This window comes from Pectobacterium carotovorum, assembly GCF_033898505.1.
Lineage (GTDB): Bacteria > Pseudomonadota > Gammaproteobacteria > Enterobacterales > Enterobacteriaceae > Pectobacterium > Pectobacterium carotovorum_J.
Window position 1 is genome coordinate 352,121 of record NZ_JAXAFK010000003.1, and the last position, 20,189, is coordinate 372,309.

A 20,189-nucleotide genomic window follows, 5' to 3' on the forward strand; every position below is an offset into this window, starting at 1 on the left:
GATGCGCGGGTTTTTTTTTACTCGCCGAGCGCCAAGTACAAGTAGACACGACAAGGAACTAAACCGATGAGCGAGCAAGTCATTATTTTTGATACCACATTACGCGATGGTGAGCAGGCTTTACAGGCGAGTCTGAGTGTAAAAGAAAAGCTGCAAATTGCTTTCGCCCTGGAACGTATGGGCGTTGATGTCATGGAGGTGGGCTTTCCAGTTTCCTCTCCCGGCGACTTTGAATCCGTTCAGACCATCGCCCGCAACATCAAAAACAGTCGTGTGTGCGGCCTGACCCGCTGTGTCGAAAAGGACATCGATGTCGCCGCAGAAGCGCTGCGTGTCGCAGAAGCCTTCCGTATTCACACTTTTATTGCAACCTCACCGATGCACATCGCCACTAAGCTGCGCAGCACGCTGGACGAAGTCATCGAACGCGCTATCTACATGATTAAGCGCGCACGCAACTACACAGACGATGTCGAGTTCTCCTGTGAAGATGCGGGTCGTACGCCAATCCCAGACCTGTGTCGCGTGGTTGAGGCCGCCATCAACGCTGGCGCCCGCACCATCAATATCCCAGATACCGTCGGCTACACCATGCCGCATGAGTTCGGCAACATCATCTCCTCTTTGTACCAACGCGTTCCTAATATCGATAAAGCCATTATTTCTGTTCACACCCACGACGATCTGGGTTTGGCCGTTGGCAACGCCATGGCGGCAGTGCACGCAGGCGCTCGTCAGGTAGAAGGCACATTGAACGGTATCGGCGAACGTGCGGGTAACTGTTCACTGGAAGAAGTCATCATGGCGATCAAAACCCGCCATAACATCCTGAATGTACACACCAACATCAATCATCAGGAAATCTACCGCACCAGCCAGTTGGTCAGCCAGATTTGCAATATGCCTATCCCCGCTAACAAAGCGGTTGTGGGTGCCAACGCCTTCGCTCACTCTTCCGGTATTCACCAGGATGGCGTGCTGAAGAACCGTGAAAACTACGAAATCATGACGCCGGAATCTATCGGCCTGAAAGAAGTGCAGTTGAACCTGACTTCCCGTTCCGGTCGTGCCGCGGTGAAACACCGCATGGAAGAGATGGGCTATCAGGACAGCGATTACAATCTGGACGATCTGTACTCCGCCTTCCTGAAACTGGCGGATAAGAAAGGTCAGGTCTTTGATTACGATCTGGAGGCGCTGGCCTTTATCAACCGTCAGCAGGAAGAACCTGAGTTCTACCATCTGGATTATTTCAGCGTTCAGTCCGGTTCCAGCGTGATGGCAACCGCTTCTGTCAAACTGATCTGCGGCGAAGAAACCCAGTCAGAAGCCGCGACGGGAAATGGCCCGGTCGATGCCGTTTATCAGGCAATCAACCGCATTACCGGTTATCAGGTTTCACTGGTTAAATACCAACTGACCGCCAAAGGTCAGGGTCGTGATGCGCTGGGTCAGGTTGATATCGTTGCAGATTATCAGGGCCGCCGTTTCCACGGTGTCGGTCTGGCGACGGATATCGTTGAATCTTCCGCACAGGCAATGGTAAATGTATTAAACAACATCAAACGTGCTCAACAGGTAGAAAAAGAAATTCAACGCCTGCAACAGCACAATAACCAACAACAAAACGATAGCAAACAACAAAACAGTCAGGAAACAGTGTGATGACAAAGAGCTACCATATCGCCGTTTTACCCGGAGACGGCATTGGCCCAGAAGTAATGGCGCAGGCCCATAAAGTACTGGATGCGGTACGTCAGCGTTTTGGCATCCGCATTACCACCAGCGAATATGACGTCGGCGGTATCGCCATTGACCGTCAGGGCACGCCACTGCCGCAGGCGACCGTCGCGGGTTGTGAGCAGGCAGATGCGATTCTGTTCGGTTCCGTTGGTGGCCCGAAATGGGAACATCTGCCACCGGCAGAGCAGCCGGAGCGCGGTGCGTTGTTGCCTCTGCGTAAGCACTTCAAACTGTTCAGCAACCTGCGCCCTGCTCGCCTGTATCAGGGGCTGGAAGCGTTTTGCCCACTGCGTAGCGACATCGCTGCGAAGGGCTTTGATATTCTGTGCGTCCGCGAACTGACGGGGGGCATCTACTTCGGCCAGCCAAAAGGACGTGAAGGTAGCGGCCAGTATGAGCGTGCTTTCGATACCGAGGTGTACCACCGTTTCGAGATTGAGCGTATCGCGCACATCGCGTTTGAATCCGCGCGTAAACGTCGCAGCATCGTGACCTCTATCGATAAGGCCAACGTGCTGCAAAGCTCGATTATGTGGCGCGAGATCGTTAATGAAGTCGCCAAAGCCTATCCAGATGTGAAGCTGTCCCACCTGTATATCGATAACGCGACGATGCAGTTAATTAAAGATCCGTCTCAGTTTGACGTGATGCTGTGTTCTAACCTGTTCGGTGACATTCTGTCCGACGAGTGCGCCATGATTACCGGTTCAATGGGCATGCTGCCTTCTGCAAGCCTGAACGAGCAAGGCTTTGGCCTGTACGAGCCTGCTGGCGGTTCCGCGCCGGATATCGCCGGTAAAGACATTGCCAACCCGATTGCGCAGATTCTGTCGCTGTCGCTGCTGCTGCGCTACAGCCTGGGTGCAGATGATGCCGCAGACGCAATCGAAAAAGCGGTCAATACCGCACTGGCTGAAGGCTACCGCACCGCAGACCTGGCAAGCACCAGCAACGCGATTGGTACCAATGAAATGGGCGACGTGATTGCGCGTTTTGTGGCGCAAGGGGCATAACCATGGGTAAGACGTTATATCAAAAATTGTTCGAAGCGCACGTGGTTCATGAAGCGCCAAACGAAACGCCGCTGCTGTATATCGACAGACATCTGGTACACGAAGTGACTTCCCCGCAAGCTTTCGACGGCCTGCGCGCGATGGGCCGTAAGGTTCGTCAGCCGGGGAAAACCTTCGCGACCATGGACCACAACGTGTCCACGCAAACCAAAGACATCAACGCCAGTGGCGAGATGGCCCGCATTCAGATGCAGGAGTTAATCAAAAACTGTGCGGAATTCGGCGTTCAGCTGTATGACCTGAACCACCCGTATCAGGGTATCGTTCACGTTATCGGGCCTGAGCAAGGAATGACGCTGCCGGGCATGACCATCGTGTGTGGTGACTCGCACACGGCAACGCACGGCGCATTTGGTTCACTGGCTTTCGGTATCGGTACGTCGGAAGTGGAACATGTACTGGCGACGCAAACCCTGAAGCAGGGTCGCGCCAAAACCATGAAGATTGAAGTCACTGGCGATGCACCACACGGCATTACCGCAAAAGACATCGTGCTGGCGATCATCGGTAAAACCGGTAGCGCAGGCGGCACCGGCCATGTAGTTGAATTCTGTGGCACAGCCATTCGTGCACTTAGCATGGAAGGCCGTATGACGCTGTGCAACATGGCGATTGAAATGGGTGCGAAAGCTGGGCTGGTTGCGCCGGACGAGACCACCTTCAACTACCTGAAAGGCCGTCAGTTTGCGCCGAAAGACGCCAACTGGGATGCCGCCGTTGCGTACTGGAACACGCTGAAATCGGATGATGATGCGCAGTTCGATACGGTTGTCACGCTGGACGCCGCTCAAATCGCACCGCAGGTCACCTGGGGTACCAACCCCGGCCAGGTTATCGCCGTCAATCAGGAAATCCCTAACCCGGACTCTTTCAGCGATCCGGTAGAACGCGCCTCTGCCGCCAAAGCGCTGGCGTATATGGATCTGCAACCCGGTATCAAACTGACCGACGTGAAGATCGATAAAGTTTTCATTGGCTCCTGCACCAACTCGCGCATTGAAGATTTGCGCGCTGCGGCAGAAATCGCCAAAGGGCGCAAAGTCGCCGCTGGCGTTCAGGCTATCGTTGTACCCGGCTCCGGCCCGGTAAAAACCATGGCAGAGCTGGAAGGGCTGGATAAAGTGTTCATCGAAGCGGGCTTTGAGTGGCGCTTACCGGGCTGCTCTATGTGTCTGGCGATGAACAATGACCGTCTGAACCCCGGCGAACGCTGCGCCTCAACCAGCAACCGTAACTTTGAAGGACGTCAGGGGCGCGCAGGTCGTACCCATCTGGTCAGCCCGGCAATGGCTGCCGCTGCCGCGGTAACGGGTCGCTTTGCCGACGTCCGCGAGTTGAATTAAGAGAGAAACCGACATGGCTAAATTTACTCAACACACTGGTCTGGTGGTTCCTCTGGATGCCGCTAACGTCGATACTGACGCCATCATTCCCAAGCAGTTTCTGCAAAAGGTGACGCGTACCGGTTTCGGCCAACATTTGTTCCACGACTGGCGTTTTCTGGACGATGCGGGTCAACAGCCTAACCCTGAGTTCGTGCTGAACCAGCCGCATTACAAAGGGGCCAGCATCCTGCTGGCGCGGGAAAACTTCGGCTGCGGTTCTTCCCGTGAGCACGCACCGTGGGCGCTGACCGATTACGGCTTCAAAGTCGTTATCGCCCCAAGCTTCGCCGATATCTTCTACGGCAACTCGTTTAACAACCAACTGTTGCCGGTGAAACTGAGCGACGCGGAAATAGACGAGCTGTTCAAGCTGGTTGATGGGCAGGAAGGCATTAACTTCACGGTCGATCTGGAAAATCAGGTCGTTCAGGCGGGCAGCAAAAGCTATCCGTTTGAAATCGACAGCTTCCGTCGTCACTGCATGATCAACGGATTAGACAGCATCGGCCTGACGCTGCAACACGAAGCGTCTATCACCGAGTATGAAAAGAATCAGCCGGCCTTTTTGAACTGATTCAAGATTACAAATAGCCCTGAAGCCCTCTTCAGGGCTGACAAAGTCCATAGAGCGGTAGTAACGGATAGATCGTAAAGACGCTGTAAACACATCCCTGTGCGCTCGGATTGCGCAGATATGAATCTCATCCCTGAGATTCACCCTTGCAGGGTCGTCGCAAGCGACGTTCAAAAACGTTCCTGACGTTTTTGTCCATGGCGCAAACGCTTTACTCTTCTATTCCGTTACTACCGTTTTCGTTCGGCAAATAGGTTTATCAACAGCCTGAGCCTGCATGACTTCCTGCGGGCTTTTTCTTTTGGAAAAATGACGGGTATTACAGTAAAGCGGCAATCAGATAAAAAGCCAGCATACTCAAGAGCACCGCGACCACAATATTCCTGATAAAAAAGGAAATCACGACACTCACAATAGCACCGAGAAAATACGGATTATCAGGAAATGCGCGAATCACGCCGTGTTCCATCAAGATAATTGGCCCACAAATCGCAGTGAGTAAGCATGGCGCGGAATACTTTAATGCACGATGGAGTAAAACGGGAATTTTTACCGGCACCGCAGGTTCAAGAAAAATATAGCGATTAAAAAACACGATCCCTGCCAGAACGAATATCAATAACCAGCTCATTTTTCTTCCTTAAGTACAGATGCGATGAACACAGAGAAAAACATGCCGCCGACACCGGCAATAGCAATAGCACCGTCTACCTTGAAATAGCTCAATAGCATCGACAACAGCAGAGAAAACAGGACGCCAGAGAAGGTACTGATCTTCTTTATCATCGGTACAACGATGGTGATAAACGTGGCAACGATAGAATAATCAAGGTGATACTTATCCAAATCGGGTACAGATGAGGCCATGACCACGCCAAGAATACTGAAGATATTCCAGAAAATATAAAAGGTGAAACCCGCACCGATTAAATAGCTGGTGCTAACGTTGTTCTTCCTGTCTTTCTTTTCACTGAGAGCAAAAAGCTCATCCGATAATAAAAACCCGATCGGAAGCCGTTTTCTTAATGTCAACGTTGAAACGTATTCACGCAGCGTCAAGCCATATATCAGGTGCTGTGCGGTAATAAAAAAAACGGAGATTAATAGCGTCGCGACATTCGCCCCGGACATCAGTAAACCTAACGAGACGAGCTGCGCAGCTCCCGCGAAAATAATCGCGGACATCCCGATACTTTGCCCGACGGATAATCCCGATTGAATTGCCATGGAACCAGCCAGAATGCCCCAGGGTACTACAGATAAACAAAGCGGAAGCATTTCAACCACGCCAGTCATAAAATGCTTCCACGGACTAACGGTGTCTTTTGATTCAGACGATGAACGGGCTACGGTGTTTTCCATATAACATTGCACTACCATAAAAAATATCGATAGCGGAAAACTAACAAAACGTTTTTTAAGAGTATTGGATGAATTTGCTGCGCCCCAGAATAGAGGACGAGTCACGCAGCCAACGCACAGGCAACTTGAAGTATGACGGGTTATTGGTTGCCTTTAGCAAACTCGCCCGGCGTCAGCCCCAAAGAATTTTTGAAATGACGATGGAAGTGGCTTTGATCGGTAAAACCGCACCGTACGGAAACATCGAGGATCGCATCACCTTTACGCAACAATGCCTTCGCTTTGCGCAGACGAGCCTGGATCAAATAGGCATGAGGCGTAATCCCCACCACCGCTTTAAACTGTCGCAAGAAGTGCCACACACTGAGTTCGGCCAACGCTGCCAATTCAACGAGAGCCAGCTCTCTCTCGGGATAGCTGTCTATGAAGGCTTTAACATTCAGTATATTTTGGGTCGCAACAGGCAGCATCTGTGGCGTCAGACGCGTCTTGCTATAGCGCATCGTCAGCCAGGTTAATGACGACAACAGCAGCGTTTCTTTCAATAACATATTGCCCGGCTGAGCAAGCATATTGAACGTCATGAGCAACTGATCCGACAGTCCTGGGTCGTGAACAACGGCGTCGGGGAACCACGGAATGGAATCCTTTGAGCGTTGCAGTTCCTGATTAATCGAGCGAAAAAGATCGGGATGCGGATAAATGGCGCGATAGGCCCAGCCGGTTTCGACCTCCGAACTCCCCGTGTGCACATCGTCCGCATTCACCAGAATGATGTCGCCTTTGGGTGCAACGTGCTCTGCACCAGAGCGATAAAAACGCTGAGCGCCCTGCTCAATCACGCTGATGCAATACGTATCATGCACATGACGAGGAAAGCGCTGCTGATAGTACTGTGCCTGCAACATATCCAGCCCGCCGAGCGCCTCCAGATGTCTGAAGTGTGTCTGCTCTTGCACTATCGGCTTTTTATGCACGCGTTAACCCTCTTATCGTTTGTACAAAATTGCTCTGGCAGAGAAGCGACATAGGCATACTTCTTTATAGCCATAAACAGCGTACCTGTTCACTGATTCTATCAGAAGCGGATTCATATCCCATGCTGGAAAAAACAGCGAAAAAAAGCCAGCGACAAAGCCGCTGGCCACGAGATGGTGATGCTTATCTTTTTATCAATCGGGTTACATCAGATGAAACCGGGACACCCCAAGATTCAACCGCTCGGCCTGCTGCTCCAACGAAGCGGCAGACGAAGAAGCCTCCAGCACCAGCGTTGCGTTCTGTTGCGTGACACGATCCATTTCTGATATCGCTAATGACACCTGATTAATACCGCTGCTTTGTTCATCAGACGCCAGCGCGATCTCATTAATAATGCGGGTAACGTTATTAATTTCAGAGACAATCTCGGCCATCGCTTTACCCGCTTCGGATGCCAGCGTCGTTCCTTCCGTCACTCTGGTTTCGGATTCTTTAATCAGCGCGGCAATTTCCGTTGCGGCGTTAGCCGAGCGCTGTGCCAGATTACGCACTTCTCCTGCGACTACTGCGAAGCCTTTGCCCTGCTCGCCCGCTCTGGCTGCTTCAACCGCCGCATTCAGCGCCAGAATATTGGTCTGGAATGCAATCCCGTTAATGAGCGCGATAATCTCAGAAATTTTGTCTGAACTTCTGGCAATGTCCGCCATCGATCCCACAACCTGTTCCACAATGTTGCCACCGTTCACCGCTTTGGCTGAGGTATCCGTCGCCACCTCGCTGGCATGGTGTGCATTATCGGTATTCTGCTTCACCGCAGCCGTAAGCTGCTCCATACTGGCCGCCGTTTCCGCCAGCGCGGCAGCCTGCTGTTCCGTCCGTGCAGACAAATCCGTATTGCCGACGGCGATTTTCGTCGAACTGCTGTGAATCGACTCTGCACTGTCGCGTACCGAACCAACCGTTTCCGAGAGTGAATCCTGCATTTGCTGGATATTGTTCCCCAGAATGCCGATTTCATTTCTTCCCACATCCACACTCGCGCGCGTTAAGTCCCCGTGCGCAATCGCCTGTATGCGTGACACCCAATACTGCACTGGGTTAATAATAACCCGACGAATTAATAAGAACGTCATGCCCGTCAATATGATGGCTAAAATAAAAGCACCCGTCATGAGCGTATATCCCAGGGTGGAATTCCTTTCTGCCGTCACATTAATATTTTTTGCCATCTCAACCCGATAAAGATAAGACGCTTTCAACGGCACATCATAGTCATCATCCAATTTAGACATTACCGTCGACTCAAACGCATTGAGCTCTTCGACATTCCCTTTTTTCGCTATGTCAAACATGGGTTTGATCCCGCGCTCAACATAATCTCTATAACGCGCTTTTAATTCATTATCGCGAGCGAGTTCGACATCGGAACGAACCGATCTATTTTGATACCCATTAAACATTTGCTGAGACAGCGACAGGCGTTCTTCTGCGGCTTTCATACTGGCGTTATAGTTATCAGTAAGGCCATTGCGTAAATGATTCACAGCATGGAGCAAATTCATACGCGCTGCACGCATGTGATTCGCACTATCCACTAACTCCATTCGCACATTCAATTCCAGCGTAGAGTCATTTAACGACAGTTCAGCCTGCTTAAGAAAATACGATGATGTGGAGATCGCCAAGGCAAAAAGCAGTAAAACACCAGAAAAAACAACGATAAAAAGTGGAGTCAGTTTGATGTTATGCAATCCGGAAGCGGAATGCCGTGATTCTGGTTTTTCGTAAATCGCTATTGACTGGTAAGGGGCATCGCTCATTTTTACATCCATCGGGTTATTCAAAAAATTGCTGTGAAGTAAATTGCAGGCAAGCAGGGGAAAATAACACTCCGCCGCATGTTACATAATATTTAAAGATTGTGACAATCTGCGTTAAATACAAGAGGAAAAATAGTGGCCTCTAAAAAATAATTTTATCTATAAGATCGTCATCACGAAAAAACGTCATTTCAACGATAATCATTTCAACTAAAAACCATTCAAAAAATAAACTATCACACAATGTTAGTGAATTATCCTAGTCACTATTATTACAGTAATATTAATTATAGAAGTAAAAAGCGATAAGTGAATTCATTCTATTTTCCTGAAACCAAACACCCTCTGACATTCAACGTTACTGACTAGTTTATTATTCATACACTCTGAATATAAAAACACCACGCTCGGGGCTAACGTTCACCTATGAGCCCCCCGTACTACGTCACTTTGTTGCCCGCCTAAAACCGATGGAATAACCCGCTATCAGCATGCCCGACGCCTTTCTCTGCGGGCATGCTCCCTCTCCTGTCTTGCTCTGCCATTTTCTTTTGCGAAGCCGCACGCAGGCCCGTCACGCCATTCAATGCCCAGCGAAATAAGCGGGTATATTTCATTCTCGATCAACGCCATTGTTGACATCTGTCAACATTAAAACATACCATGATCCTATATCGCGATGAAAAAACACCCAAACAAGCATATTCAGGCAGCCATTGAATACGCATTAGCGCAGGGCTGGCATTTTTATCCCAGCAACGGGCATGCATTTGGCAGGCTTATCTGCGGCACGCCGGACCACAGTACCCATATGATGAGTATTTGGTCCACGCCATCAGTCCCGGAAAATCACGCAAAGCAAATCCGCCGCAACGTCGATAACTGCCTGACAATATTGAAACAATAGAAGATATATACGGCTTACCGAGGAATTTATGACAACATATCACTTTTCTCTCACGCTAGCGGGCGTTTCCGCAGATACGGCTGGGCTGGAAGATGCGCTTTTTGCCAGCGGCTGCGGCGACGCTCTGATCTGCTTCTATGGCAGCGCCGTCTATCTCGAATTTGATCGAGAAAGTCCCCGTTTTTCTACCGCGGTCATCAGCGCTATTCATGATATCGAGTCCGCAGGCATTCAGGCCAGAGTCCACTCCGTCGATGCAGCCTGGGTTGGGATCAGTGATATCGCGGCCTTGTCCGCGCTGTCGCGTCAGGCGATTGCGCTTCTCAAAGATGGAAAACGCGGTACGGGTGATTTCCCCTCTCCAGTCCAACGCTTGCGCGGTACATCGCCGCTGTGGGAATGGAGCGATGTCGCCGACTGGCTGGCCAAACAAAAAAAAATCCCACAAGAGTTAGCCGACAACGCCCGGGAGCTTGCCACGATTAATCTGGCCTTACAGATACGCAATGCACGCCAGCAGGACGAATTGGCACGTTATTGTGCACTGCTCAGCGAAGGCAAGCCGTTACGTGAACAAATCATTACTTGACCAACGCTGCTGATATCCTCTTGCCATACAAACTCTTCATAAGAAACCCAAAATGCCGCAATCACCCAAAATATGGCGGCAGGTAAGCACCATAAAAAAAGCCAGCGAAAAATTCGCTGGCTGGTGAAACATCACCATTACTCAGAATACATTGTTTTACTAAGAATAAATTGTTTACCCAGAATAAATTGTTTACTCAGAATAAATTGTTTCGCACCACCTAGAGCCAATGACGGTACTCGTCCTCAGGCATGTCTTTCAGGTGCCACTGCGTCGCCTGCTGCAATAATGCAATGCGCTGTTGGGTAGACATCCACCGAAACCACTTCGCTTTACAGGTCGATAAGTAGGTTTGATAGAACTGGTACAAACGGGAAATCGCCATAAGCCACCTCCTCTCTTTCCTTGTTGGAAAGTATCGACGTAATATAGGGAAAGATAAATTGATGACTTTAGCGCAGGGAGTTCCTCTTTTATGTCTTCCCCTCGATTGCAACAACAGTTCATCCGCCTGTGGCAACACTTTCAGGGGCAAACCACCGACACTACGCTGCAAGAGCTAACTGGGGTGTTGAATTGTTCCCGCCGCCATATCCGTTCACTGCTGAACGCGATGCAGCAGGAAGGCTGGCTCGTCTGGCAGGCCGAAGCCGGAAGGGGAAAACGCTCTCAGCTATCGTTTGTGTATACCGGATTAGCGCTACAGCAGCAGCGCGCCGAGGATCTGCTGGAACAGGATCGCATTGAGCAACTGGTGCAGTTGGTCGGTGATAAAGAAGCGGTACGCCAGATGTTACTTGCCCATCTTGGACGGAGTTTCCGGCAGGGAAAACATATTCTGCGTATTCTCTATTACCGCCCATTACGCAACCTGCAACCCGGTTCGGCGCTGCGCCGTTCAGAAATGCATATCGCGCGGCAAATTTTTAGCGGGCTGACCAATATAAATGAGGAAAATGGGGAACTGAAACCCGATCTTGCTCATCATTGGCAAATGCTGGCACCGCTGCACTGGCGCTTTTATCTGCGTCCGGCTATCCGCTTTCATCACGGTCGTGAACTGACGATGGACGACGTCATTGCCTCCCTCACGCGTCTCACCGCATGGCCGCAGTTTTCGCATCTTGAATCTGTCACGTCACCAATGCCGTTTGTGATTGATATCAGGCTGAGCAGCCCGGATAAGTGGCTGCCGTGGCTATTGGGCAGCGTGCACGCCATGATTTTGCCGCAGGAATGGCAAACGCTGCCGGATTTTTCCCAACACCCGATTGGTACTGGCCCTTACGCCGTGGTGCGTAATAACAGCAATCAACTGAAGATTCGCGCCTTCGATGATTATTTTGGCTACCGGGCGCTGATTGATGAGGTCAACATCTGGGTCCTCCCGGACGAACCGGAAGAAATGCCGGTCTCCGTCCAGTTTCAGTCCGACGATTCTCGCCATGAACAGCTGGAAAGCCGGATGGAAGAAGGCTGCTATTTCCTGCTGTTCGATAAGCGTTCACCGCTGGCCAAACGCCCGGAGATCCGCCGTTGGCTCTGGCAGGTCTTTAACCCGATTTCGCTACTCAGCCACGCTGATGACAGCCACCAGCGTGACTGGTCCCCCGCTTACAGTCTGCTGCCACGCTGGCATCATCACCATCCAGACGAACGCCAGCCTATTCCCGCAGGGCTGGCGCAGGTTACGCTGACTTTTTATCATGAACACCCTGAATACCGGATATTAAGCGAGATCATGCGCACGCTGCTGGCACAGCACGGCGTCACACTGCGTGTCCAGACGGTCAGCTACGAAGACTGGTATCAGGGTAACGCCGAGAGCGATATCTGGTTTAGCAGCGTGAACTGCTATTTGCCGCTCGAATTCTCTCTGTTCGCGATGCTCTACGAACTCCCACTGGTGCAGCACTGTCTGGATGACGATCTGCACGCGGATGCACAGCAGTGGCGTAATCATTCGCTGCCGATGGCGGAATGGTGTGAAAAGTTGATTGCCAGCGGTCAACTGCACCCTCTGCTGCACCACTGGCTGCAACTTCAGGGGCAGCGCAGTATGCGCGGCGTCAGGATGAATATGCTGGGCTGGTTTGATTTTAAATCCGCCTGGTTTGCACCGCCGGAACGCTGACTGTCTCTGAAAAAGTGCGGGGCCAAGTGAATCGCGCCGCACTCTTCTGTCTATTTTTGCACATGCATCCGTAAAAAATGCTCGACATCAACCGTCTCGTAACCGGTACGTTCATTGAACGTACCGGATTTGTCCCACCACATTCCCTCTCCCAAAGCAAACGCTGCCCGATAGCGCGCCATTACGTCATCTGGAGCAACCTTCAAATCCGTACGCAGTTTGTCCAGAGTCCACACGTCCTTCTTAAACACTTTCCCCGTCACACGTTCAACGACATCGGCAAGTTGCCCGTATGAGATCGTGTCACCTGCCACGTAGACAACCTCATTAGCCAATCGGGGTTCAGCCAGCAAAATTTCCGTAGTGAGCCAGCCAATGTCCTCGGGGATCGTCACTGTCACTTTGGTATCCCAACTTCCCAAGGCGTGAAGGGTTTCACGTTCCAGATCCACCACGTCAAAAGCAGGCTCAAACAGGAAGCTCGTGAACATGCCGGTCGAAACGATCACCCATTCGGTACTCAGTTGGCTGCGTAGCAGCTGCCTTACGTCGTACTGTTCATCGAAAACCGGATGGCCACTGTTCCGACCAACGACATCGTAGTCAACACCGAACTGCCAAGGGAAATAGCGCGCAACGTTAGCAGCCAACACCGCTCTGGTTATTTTCAACTGAGTGCCCGGCCCTGCCACAAATCCCGAACAATTCAATACCGTCTTATAATTCCTGAAAAGCTCTGTCAGGGCGTGTTCATCAGAAACCAGGTCGAATCCCACAACGTCAATCCCTAGCGCACGGAGTTCGGTCAGTCTTGCCCTATCATGCACCGATGGATCGTTAATTGTGTCTGGCGAGACGAGTGCCGTAACCGACAACTGCGAGGCTCGGGCACGCGGTGCGAGAGCACGCAATACCGCCATACCAAGCTGTCCTGCGCCAAGCACAAGAATATCTTTCAACTCTGTTCCGCTGTCATTCATCTCTTAATTCCTTAAAAATTTCAAATTATCTCTATCAAAGGGAGTGGTAAGCATCCCCGCGCATGTCGTGTTTCAACCTGTCTCTGTTTTTTCCACACAGTTTGAAACGTGGGAAAATCCGAATAACGGGTGTTATGTTATACAAAAATGCGCGCATGATAAGATTCAGCCACATCACTTAATAATTTGATTTTTTCAAACAATTAAGTGATATGGTCGCCTTATCAACGAGCACAACGTTTCATCGCAAAATAGGAAGACATCATCGAATGGATCGATTTCAAGCTATGGAAATATTCATCCGTGTAGTCGATGCGGGTAGTTTCAAAAAAGCGGCAGAAACAATGCATGTTCTGCCATCCACCGTCACGCGCAGTATCAAGGAACTTGAATCACACCTTGGGGCGCGGCTGCTCAACCGCACGACGCGAGCACTCAGTATTACGGATGTTGGCCTGCGCTATTACGACAGTTGCAAAGCGATCTTGCGTGACGTGTACGAAGTGGAAAACATGACGGCACAGCAAAAGGAAGAAGTGCATGGGACGATCAGAATCGGGGCGACGCCTTCTCTGGTCAAAAACTTCCTTATTCCAGCACTGTCCGGCTTCTGTGAGCGCTATCCGGGAATAAAGTTGGACTTCCAGTTGGGTGATGCCACGGTGGATATCGTTCAGAATGGTATCGATTGCGTCATTAGAACCGGAGAACCACCGTTATCGCGCTTGGTCGCACGCCACCTCGGTACGTTCCATTGGTATATTTGCGCGTCTCCACGCTATCTTGAACAGCATGGACACCCAACAACGTTAGCGTCGCTCAACAAGCACGCCGCAGTAGGATATATCCACAGCCGGACAGGTCGTTCAACTCGCTGGGATTTTCACGATGGAACGCGCACCGTAGCGATTCCAATAGCAGCACAGATCAGCGTAAATGACACCGATGCCTATGTTACCGCGGGTGTAGCCGGTCTGGGGCTAATACGCATTGCCAGCTATATGGTGCGCCAGCAACTTGCTGATGGACATCTTGTCAGGCTACTTCCTGATATCGATGCCCCGCTTGAACCTATTTTCATTCTCTACCCACAAAGCCGCCACCTCTCGCCCGCGATCCGCGCCTTTATCGACTGGTGTACAGCGCTAATCGAACAAGAGTCAGCAAAATGGTGAATGACCACAAATAGGACACAAAAGCCGTCACGTTAAGCGAAATTGTGAGCGTATTGCTGTCACACCGCAGTATCTGAACGAGCATATAGGGCTAGTTTGATTTTAAATCCGCCTGGTTTGCACCGCCGGAACGCCGAGAGCCTTTCGCTGCGCGGCTTAACCCTTTACAATGTGCCGTTCTCAACGGGGTGCGGAAGATTTTTTCGCTGAGAAGATACCCGTCGAACCTGATCCGGTTAATACCGGCGAAGGGATTTGAGAGTGCTGCTCATTGCTGCCTCAAAGTCCTTTGCCACCCTATGATTCTCAGGAGTGCAAAGTGTTAAATCAATTACTACCGCGTTCAGCCACCGTGCTGAAAACCAGCCTGTCTTGCCTGCTACTGCTCTCAGCTTCGGCTTTCGCCAAACCTGCGTTGACCGTTTATACCTATGACTCATTCGCTTCCGAGTGGGGTCCGGGCCCTGTCATCAAGACCGCGTTTGAAAAAGAGTGCGAGTGCGAGCTGAACTTCGTCGCGCTGGAAGATGGTGCCTCGCTGCTGAACCGTCTGCGTATGGAAGGCAAGAACAGCAAAGCGGATATCATTCTGGGGCTGGACAACAACCTGTTGCAGGCGGCGGAACAAACCGGCCTGTTTGCACCGCACAATCAGGACACTCGTGCCGTCACAGTGCCGGGCGGCTGGAGCAATAAGACGTTCGTTCCTTATGACTACGGCTATTTCGCTTTTGTGTATAACAAAAACACGCTGAAGAACCCGCCGAAAAGCCTGCATGAGCTGGTGGACAGCAACGAACCGTGGAAAGTGATCTATCAGGATCCGCGCACCAGCACCCCGGGACTGGGTCTGCTGCTGTGGATGCAGAAAGTGTACGGCGATGATGCGCCGCAAGCCTGGCAGAAGCTGGCGAAGAAAACCGTTACCGTCACCAAAGGCTGGAGCGAAGCCTACGGTCTGTTCCTGAAAGGGGAAGCGGATCTGGTGCTGAGCTACACCACGTCGCCGGCCTACCACATCATTGAAGAGAAGAAAGACAACTACGCGGCAGCGACCTTCAGCGAAGGGCACTACCTGCAAATTGAAGTCGCCGGGCAGTTAGCTTCCAGCAAAAATCCCGAGCTGGCAAAACGTTTTATGCAGTTCATCCTGAGCCCAACCTTCCAGCAGGCGATCCCTACCACGAACTGGATGTACCCGGCGGTTAAAACTGACCTGCCTGCGGGCTTCGCAACGCTCGCGGTGCCGGAAAAAGCCATGCAGTTCAGCGCGCAGGAAGTCGCTGACCAAAGGACGCAGTGGATTCAGGCATGGCAACGCGCCGTCAGCCACTGATCGGCGGACGTCTGTGGCCGGGGCTACTGGCCACAACGCTGTTAATCTCCGTTGCCGCACTGGCTTTCGGTGCCTTGTGGCTACAGGCCCCCGAAAGCCAGTGGCGCACGCTATGGCATGACAGCTACCTCTGGCATGTCATTCGGTTTACCTTCTGGCAGGCCTTTCTCTCTGCGCTGTTTTCTACCATTCCGGCCATTTTTCTCGCCAGAGCGCTGTATCGACGACGCTTTCCCGGCTACCGCTGGCTGCTGCGCCTCTGCGCGATGACGCTGGTGCTGCCTGTACTGGTAGCCGTTTTTGGCCTGCTCAGCGTTTACGGTCGCCAGGGCTGGCTAGCCTCCGCGCTGGGCTGGTTTGGCCTGAAATACACGTTTTCACCCTATGGATTGCAGGGCATCCTGCTGGCGCATGTCTTCTTCAATCTGCCGCTGGCAACCCGATTGCTGTTGCAGTCGCTGGAGGGGATTGCTACCGAGCAACGCCAACTGGCTGCAAATCTGGGCATGAACAGCTGGCAACATTTCCGCCTGCTGGAATGGCCCGCCCTGCGCCGACAAATTTTACCCACTGGCGCGCTGATTTTTATGCTCTGCTTTGCCAGCTTCGCCACAGTGCTTTCGCTGGGCGGCGGCCCGCAGGCGACGACGATTGAGTTGGCTATCTATCAGGCATTAAGCTTTGATTACGATCCGGCGCGCGCAGCGCTGCTGGCGTTAATTCAGATGGTTTGCTGCCTTGGTTTGGTGCTGCTGAGCCAGCGGCTGGGGCGCATTCTGCCCGTCGGCAGCACACAGCAACTGGCCTGGCGCAACCCGCAGGATAGCGTATTAAGCCGCCTCACCGATGGTCTGTTGATTAGCGCGCTGTTGCTACTGGTCGTCCCTCCTTTACTGGCCGTGGTGGTGGATGGCGTGAACCGCTCTCTGGTTACCGTGCTACAACAGCCTGTGCTCTGGCAAACGCTGTTTACCTCGCTGCGCATTGCCTTAGGTGCTGGGCTTCTGTGTCTGGTGCTGACCATGATGCTGCTCTGGAGCAGCCGCGAGCTCAAGCTACGTCAGAAGCCGCTCTATGGGCAGTTGATGAACCTGAGCGGTATGCTCATCCTTGCCATGCCCGGCATTGTGCTGGCAACCGGCTTTTTCCTGCTGCTGAATAACAGCATCGGGCTACCGCAATCCCCCTATGCGCTGGTGGTGTTCACCAATGCACTGATGGCGATTCCATACGCGATCAAAGTGCTGGAAAACCCAATGCTGGACGTTGCCGAGCGTTACAACCGACTCTGCACCTCGCTGGACATTCGCGGCTGGCAGCGGCTGAGGCTGATCGAGCTTGCCGCGCTGAAGCAGCCGTTAGCGCAGGCGCTGGCCTTTGCCTGCGTGCTGTCGATCGGTGATTTTGGCGTTATCGCGCTGTTCGGCAATGAGCAGTTCCGCACGCTGCCGTTCTACCTGTACCAGCAAATTGGTTCCTATCGCAGCGCCGACGGTGCGGTCACAGCACTGCTGTTGATGCTGCTGTGTTTTATGTTATTTACCCTGATTGAGAAACTGGCAGGCCGTCATGATCGCGCTTGAGAAATTGACCTACTTTTATCAGCACTTGCCCATGCGTTTTGATTTTCACGTCAAACCGGGCGAACGCATCGCCATCCTCGGCCCCAGCGGCGCAGGGAAAAGTACGCTGCTGAATCTGATTGCCGGTTTCCTGATGGCTGACAGCGGCGAATTACGGCTTAACGGTGAGCCTCACCGCGAGACGCCTCCCGCCAAGCGGCCGGTCTCGATTCTGTTTCAGGAAAATAACCTGTTTCCTCACCTGACCATTGGGCAGAACATCGCACTGGGGCTCCATCCCGGCCTGCGTCTCAGTGCTACACAGCGTGAAACGCTACGGCAGATCGCCGATCAGGTCGGTCTGGCGGATCTTCTGGATCGTCTGCCGTCGCAGGTTTCCGGCGGGCAGCGCCAGCGCGCAGCATTGGCACGCTGTCTGGTACGTCACCAGCCCATACTGCTGCTGGATGAACCCTTCTCAGCCCTTGATCCGGCGCTGCGTCAGGAAATGCTCGATCTGGTTGAAAGCGTGTGTCAGGAGCGTGAGTTCACGCTGCTGATGGTGTCCCACAATCTGGATGATGCCATGCGGATCGCAAAACGTACGGTGCTGATCGTGGACGGACAGATTTATTATGACGGGCCGACTCAGGCGCTACAGGATGGCAGCGCAGAGGCAGCCGCCATCCTGGGAATTTCACGCCCGTCCTCGGATTGAAGCGTTAAGGCAAAGCCTGATAGCGCAGGTTGCTGAACGTCACGTCTCCCTCGCCCGACGCATACAAGGCAGGCCGCAAACTGAGGAAGTCATACGCAACGTTGTGATGGTAACCGGAGACTTCCATCTGCACCGGGTATTTCTTCCACGGTTCTTGATCCGACGTTCGGGTGTAAAACGTCACGATATGACGATCGTTTTTCATCCGAATCTGCACCTCATTGCCAGTGATGTGCGGCAGTTTCTTCTCCGCTCTTTCCAGCCCATAGCGGTGCATGACTGTGCCATCCTGATTAAACGACAGCCCGACGTACAGCTTCGCGTTATAGAACAGCAGCAAACCAGCCTGTGCGCCGGGGGCGAAATTCGCCGTGACCTCAATTTGGTAAGCCTGATCGCCGGGGATCATCGTCAGCGGCGCGCTGTCCTTCGGCGACGTTCCTTTGGCCTTCAGGTGCAGCTTGCCGTCGCTGAGCGTAACCCGTTTTAGCTCTTCCGCATTGGCGCGGTAAAAATGCCAGCGAGCCGGAAATTTCTCGTCGGTAAAGCTATCAGACCAGCCGATACCGTGCGGCACCGCTTCGCCCCCTGCCGGTTTGCGAATCGGTTTACCGGTATCAAATCCAGCAGATGTGAACCAACCATCATTACCCCAGACAATCGGCTCCAGCATCGCCTGCCGCCCCAACGTCATAAAGCCGTTTTCATAACCGTGATACACCATATACCAGTTTTTATCCGGCCCTTCGATCAGCGTCGCATGGCCGCGTGACCACCACTTTTCTGAACGATCCTGCGTACGGATAATCGGGTTATGCGGGGAGTTTTCCCACGGCCCATTGATTGATTTGGAGCGCGCGGCAATCACCATGTGCCCGGTCGGCGGCCCGGCCGTTCCGCCTTCCGCCAGCACCATGTAGAAGTAATCGCCGTGGCGCAGCATCTTCGGCCCTTCCTGCGAGAAGCTTTCCACATCCCATTCTTCCGGATACTGCCATCCCTGATAGACCACCTCCATGTCACCGACCGTCGACAGCCCATCGTCCGTTAATTGCACGCGATTGCCACCAGACATAAAGATGTAACGTTTGCCATCCTCTCCCACAACGTGGCCGGGATCGCTGGCCGGATTTTTCAATCCGGTATCCTTCGGCGGCGTCCACGGGCCGTGGATATCATCGGCGGTAATCACATACAGCGTTTTCTTTTTCGTTCCTTTGGCGTCGATAATCCGGTTTGTGGTGAAGTAGATATAATATTTGCCGTCGTGTTTCACCAAATCCGGCGCCCAGATCGCGTCAACGGGTGTCGTGATCGCCGGACCAAGCGGCTGCCAGTTCACTAAATCGCGCGAGTGCCAAATCAGCAGTCCGGGGATATCGTCAAATGACGAGAACGTCATGTAGTAGTCATCACCATCCTTGATAATCGTAGGATCAGGATGATCGCCCGCAATAATCGGGTTGAGATAACAGCCATTGCCCAAATCCGCCTGGCGCTGCTGTTCAATACCCCGTTTCCATTCGTTGGCAGGGCCAGCCTGACAGGCCATCGTCGTGCCGATACCCATTGCCATCAGTAAGATACCGCTCAATACCCCTTTCCCTACCGCCCGGGACACACCCATTTATCACCACCCACTATCCCAATGATTATTTTATAATTTATAACATTGAAACCCTGTTCCAATTGTGAAAACAGTCACGCTTCTCTGGTTCTGCGGCGAAAAATCAAGCGGTAATCGTGCGGTAAAATACCAATATATACCCTAAATAATTCGAGTTTCAGGACAAAACGTAGCGTTTTGAACAGCGCTTGCGCTGACCCCGAAGGGGTGAGGCCATAGGCCG

Annotated in this window: 19 protein-coding genes and 1 riboswitch; of the genes, 11 read left to right on the forward strand and 8 right to left on the reverse strand. The window is 52.3% G+C overall.

Annotated features, from left to right (window positions below; translation table 11 throughout):
- Positions 1 to 66 precede the first annotated feature (66 nt).
- Genes leuA through leuD form a run of 4 tightly spaced genes read left to right on the forward strand, consistent with a single transcriptional unit; the run spans position 67 to position 4,775 of the window.
- Positions 67 to 1,665, forward strand: a complete 1,599-nt coding sequence (gene leuA / locus R9X49_RS16270; protein WP_319849369.1) for a 2-isopropylmalate synthase — start codon at positions 67 to 69, stop codon at positions 1,663 to 1,665.
- Entirely contained in the window at positions 1,665 to 2,756 is a 1,092-nt protein-coding gene (leuB, locus tag R9X49_RS16275; RefSeq protein WP_319849370.1) for a 3-isopropylmalate dehydrogenase, read from the forward strand. The genes leuA and leuB overlap by 1 nt, the downstream gene beginning before the upstream one ends.
- A 2-nt stretch (positions 2,757 to 2,758) precedes the next feature.
- Positions 2,759 to 4,159, forward strand: a complete 1,401-nt coding sequence (gene leuC / locus R9X49_RS16280; RefSeq protein ID WP_319849371.1) for a 3-isopropylmalate dehydratase large subunit — start codon at positions 2,759 to 2,761, stop codon at positions 4,157 to 4,159.
- A 13-nt stretch (positions 4,160 to 4,172) separates the two neighbouring features.
- Complete coding sequence (gene leuD, locus R9X49_RS16285) at positions 4,173 to 4,775, forward strand: 3-isopropylmalate dehydratase small subunit (RefSeq protein ID WP_319849372.1); 603 nt, start codon at positions 4,173 to 4,175, stop codon at positions 4,773 to 4,775.
- Between the two features lie 319 nt (positions 4,776 to 5,094).
- On the opposite strand, the gene R9X49_RS16290 is transcribed toward leuD, so the two are convergent.
- The 5 genes from R9X49_RS16290 to R9X49_RS16310 all read right to left on the reverse strand — a co-directional run bounded on the left by R9X49_RS16290 (position 5,095) and on the right by R9X49_RS16310 (position 9,555).
- Positions 5,095 to 5,406, reverse strand: a complete 312-nt coding sequence (locus tag R9X49_RS16290; protein WP_319849373.1) for an AzlD domain-containing protein — start codon at positions 5,404 to 5,406, stop codon at positions 5,095 to 5,097.
- Complete coding sequence (locus R9X49_RS16295) at positions 5,403 to 6,137, reverse strand: AzlC family ABC transporter permease (protein ID WP_319849374.1); 735 nt, start codon at positions 6,135 to 6,137, stop codon at positions 5,403 to 5,405. Before R9X49_RS16295 ends, R9X49_RS16290 begins: the two co-directional genes overlap by 4 nt.
- A gap of 140 nt (positions 6,138 to 6,277) precedes the next feature.
- Positions 6,278 to 7,114, reverse strand: a complete 837-nt coding sequence (locus R9X49_RS16300) for an AraC family transcriptional regulator (protein WP_319849375.1) — start codon at positions 7,112 to 7,114, stop codon at positions 6,278 to 6,280.
- Positions 7,115 to 7,318: 204 nt separating this feature from the next.
- Complete coding sequence (locus R9X49_RS16305) at positions 7,319 to 8,938, reverse strand: methyl-accepting chemotaxis protein (protein WP_319849376.1); 1,620 nt, start codon at positions 8,936 to 8,938, stop codon at positions 7,319 to 7,321.
- Between the two features lie 461 nt (positions 8,939 to 9,399).
- The gene (locus R9X49_RS16310; protein ID WP_319849377.1) at positions 9,400 to 9,555 is read right to left on the reverse strand and encodes a hypothetical protein; all 156 of its coding nucleotides are present in this window, start codon (positions 9,553 to 9,555) and stop codon (positions 9,400 to 9,402) included.
- Between the two features lie 62 nt (positions 9,556 to 9,617).
- On the opposite strand from R9X49_RS16310, the gene R9X49_RS16315 reads away from it, so the two are divergent.
- Both R9X49_RS16315 and R9X49_RS16320 read left to right on the forward strand, forming a co-directional pair.
- Entirely contained in the window at positions 9,618 to 9,845 is a 228-nt protein-coding gene (locus R9X49_RS16315) for a hypothetical protein (protein WP_319849378.1), read from the forward strand.
- A 28-nt stretch (positions 9,846 to 9,873) separates the two neighbouring features.
- Complete coding sequence (locus R9X49_RS16320; protein WP_319849379.1) at positions 9,874 to 10,434, forward strand: hypothetical protein; 561 nt, start codon at positions 9,874 to 9,876, stop codon at positions 10,432 to 10,434.
- A gap of 220 nt (positions 10,435 to 10,654) precedes the next feature.
- Here the strand turns inward: R9X49_RS16320 and sgrT are convergent, their stop codons facing one another.
- Entirely contained in the window at positions 10,655 to 10,819 is a 165-nt protein-coding gene (gene sgrT, locus R9X49_RS16325) for a glucose uptake inhibitor SgrT (RefSeq protein WP_319849380.1), read from the reverse strand.
- Positions 10,820 to 10,909: 90 nt separating this feature from the next.
- Here sgrT and sgrR point away from each other — a divergent pair, with 90 nt between their 5' ends.
- Positions 10,910 to 12,568, forward strand: coding sequence for an HTH-type transcriptional regulator SgrR (sgrR, locus tag R9X49_RS16330; RefSeq protein WP_319849381.1), 1,659 nt, complete (start codon positions 10,910 to 10,912; stop codon positions 12,566 to 12,568).
- Between the two features lie 50 nt (positions 12,569 to 12,618).
- On the opposite strand, the gene R9X49_RS16335 is transcribed toward sgrR, so the two are convergent.
- Positions 12,619 to 13,548 (reverse strand): aromatic alcohol reductase, encoded by a 930-nt coding sequence (locus R9X49_RS16335; protein WP_319849383.1) that lies wholly within the window; start codon positions 13,546 to 13,548, stop codon positions 12,619 to 12,621.
- 269 nt (positions 13,549 to 13,817) lie between these two features.
- Between R9X49_RS16335 and R9X49_RS16340 the strand changes: the two genes are divergently transcribed.
- The 4 genes from R9X49_RS16340 (at position 13,818) to thiQ (ending at position 18,339) form a co-directional block, all read left to right on the forward strand.
- Positions 13,818 to 14,723: a LysR family transcriptional regulator gene (locus R9X49_RS16340; RefSeq protein ID WP_319849384.1), complete on the forward strand. Its 906-nt coding sequence runs from the start codon at positions 13,818 to 13,820 to the stop codon at positions 14,721 to 14,723.
- Positions 14,724 to 14,897: 174 nt separating this feature from the next.
- Positions 14,898 to 14,995: riboswitch (TPP riboswitch) on the forward strand.
- Between the two features lie 80 nt (positions 14,996 to 15,075).
- Positions 15,076 to 16,059 carry a thiamine ABC transporter substrate binding subunit gene (thiB, locus tag R9X49_RS16345; RefSeq protein ID WP_319849561.1) on the forward strand — a complete coding sequence of 328 codons (984 nt, stop codon included), beginning with the start codon at positions 15,076 to 15,078 and terminating at the stop codon, positions 16,057 to 16,059.
- On the forward strand, positions 16,035 to 17,642 hold the full coding sequence (gene thiP / locus R9X49_RS16350; RefSeq protein ID WP_319849386.1) for a thiamine/thiamine pyrophosphate ABC transporter permease ThiP: 1,608 nt from the start codon (positions 16,035 to 16,037) through the stop codon (positions 17,640 to 17,642). Before thiB ends, thiP begins: the two co-directional genes overlap by 25 nt.
- On the forward strand, positions 17,629 to 18,339 hold the full coding sequence (gene thiQ / locus R9X49_RS16355; RefSeq protein ID WP_319849388.1) for a thiamine ABC transporter ATP-binding protein ThiQ: 711 nt from the start codon (positions 17,629 to 17,631) through the stop codon (positions 18,337 to 18,339). Before thiP ends, thiQ begins: the two co-directional genes overlap by 14 nt.
- A gap of 4 nt (positions 18,340 to 18,343) precedes the next feature.
- Here thiQ and R9X49_RS16360 read toward each other — a convergent pair whose 3' ends face one another.
- The gene (locus R9X49_RS16360; RefSeq protein ID WP_319849390.1) at positions 18,344 to 19,966 is read right to left on the reverse strand and encodes a family 43 glycosylhydrolase; all 1,623 of its coding nucleotides are present in this window, start codon (positions 19,964 to 19,966) and stop codon (positions 18,344 to 18,346) included.
- Between the last annotated feature and the right edge of the window lie 223 nt (positions 19,967 to 20,189).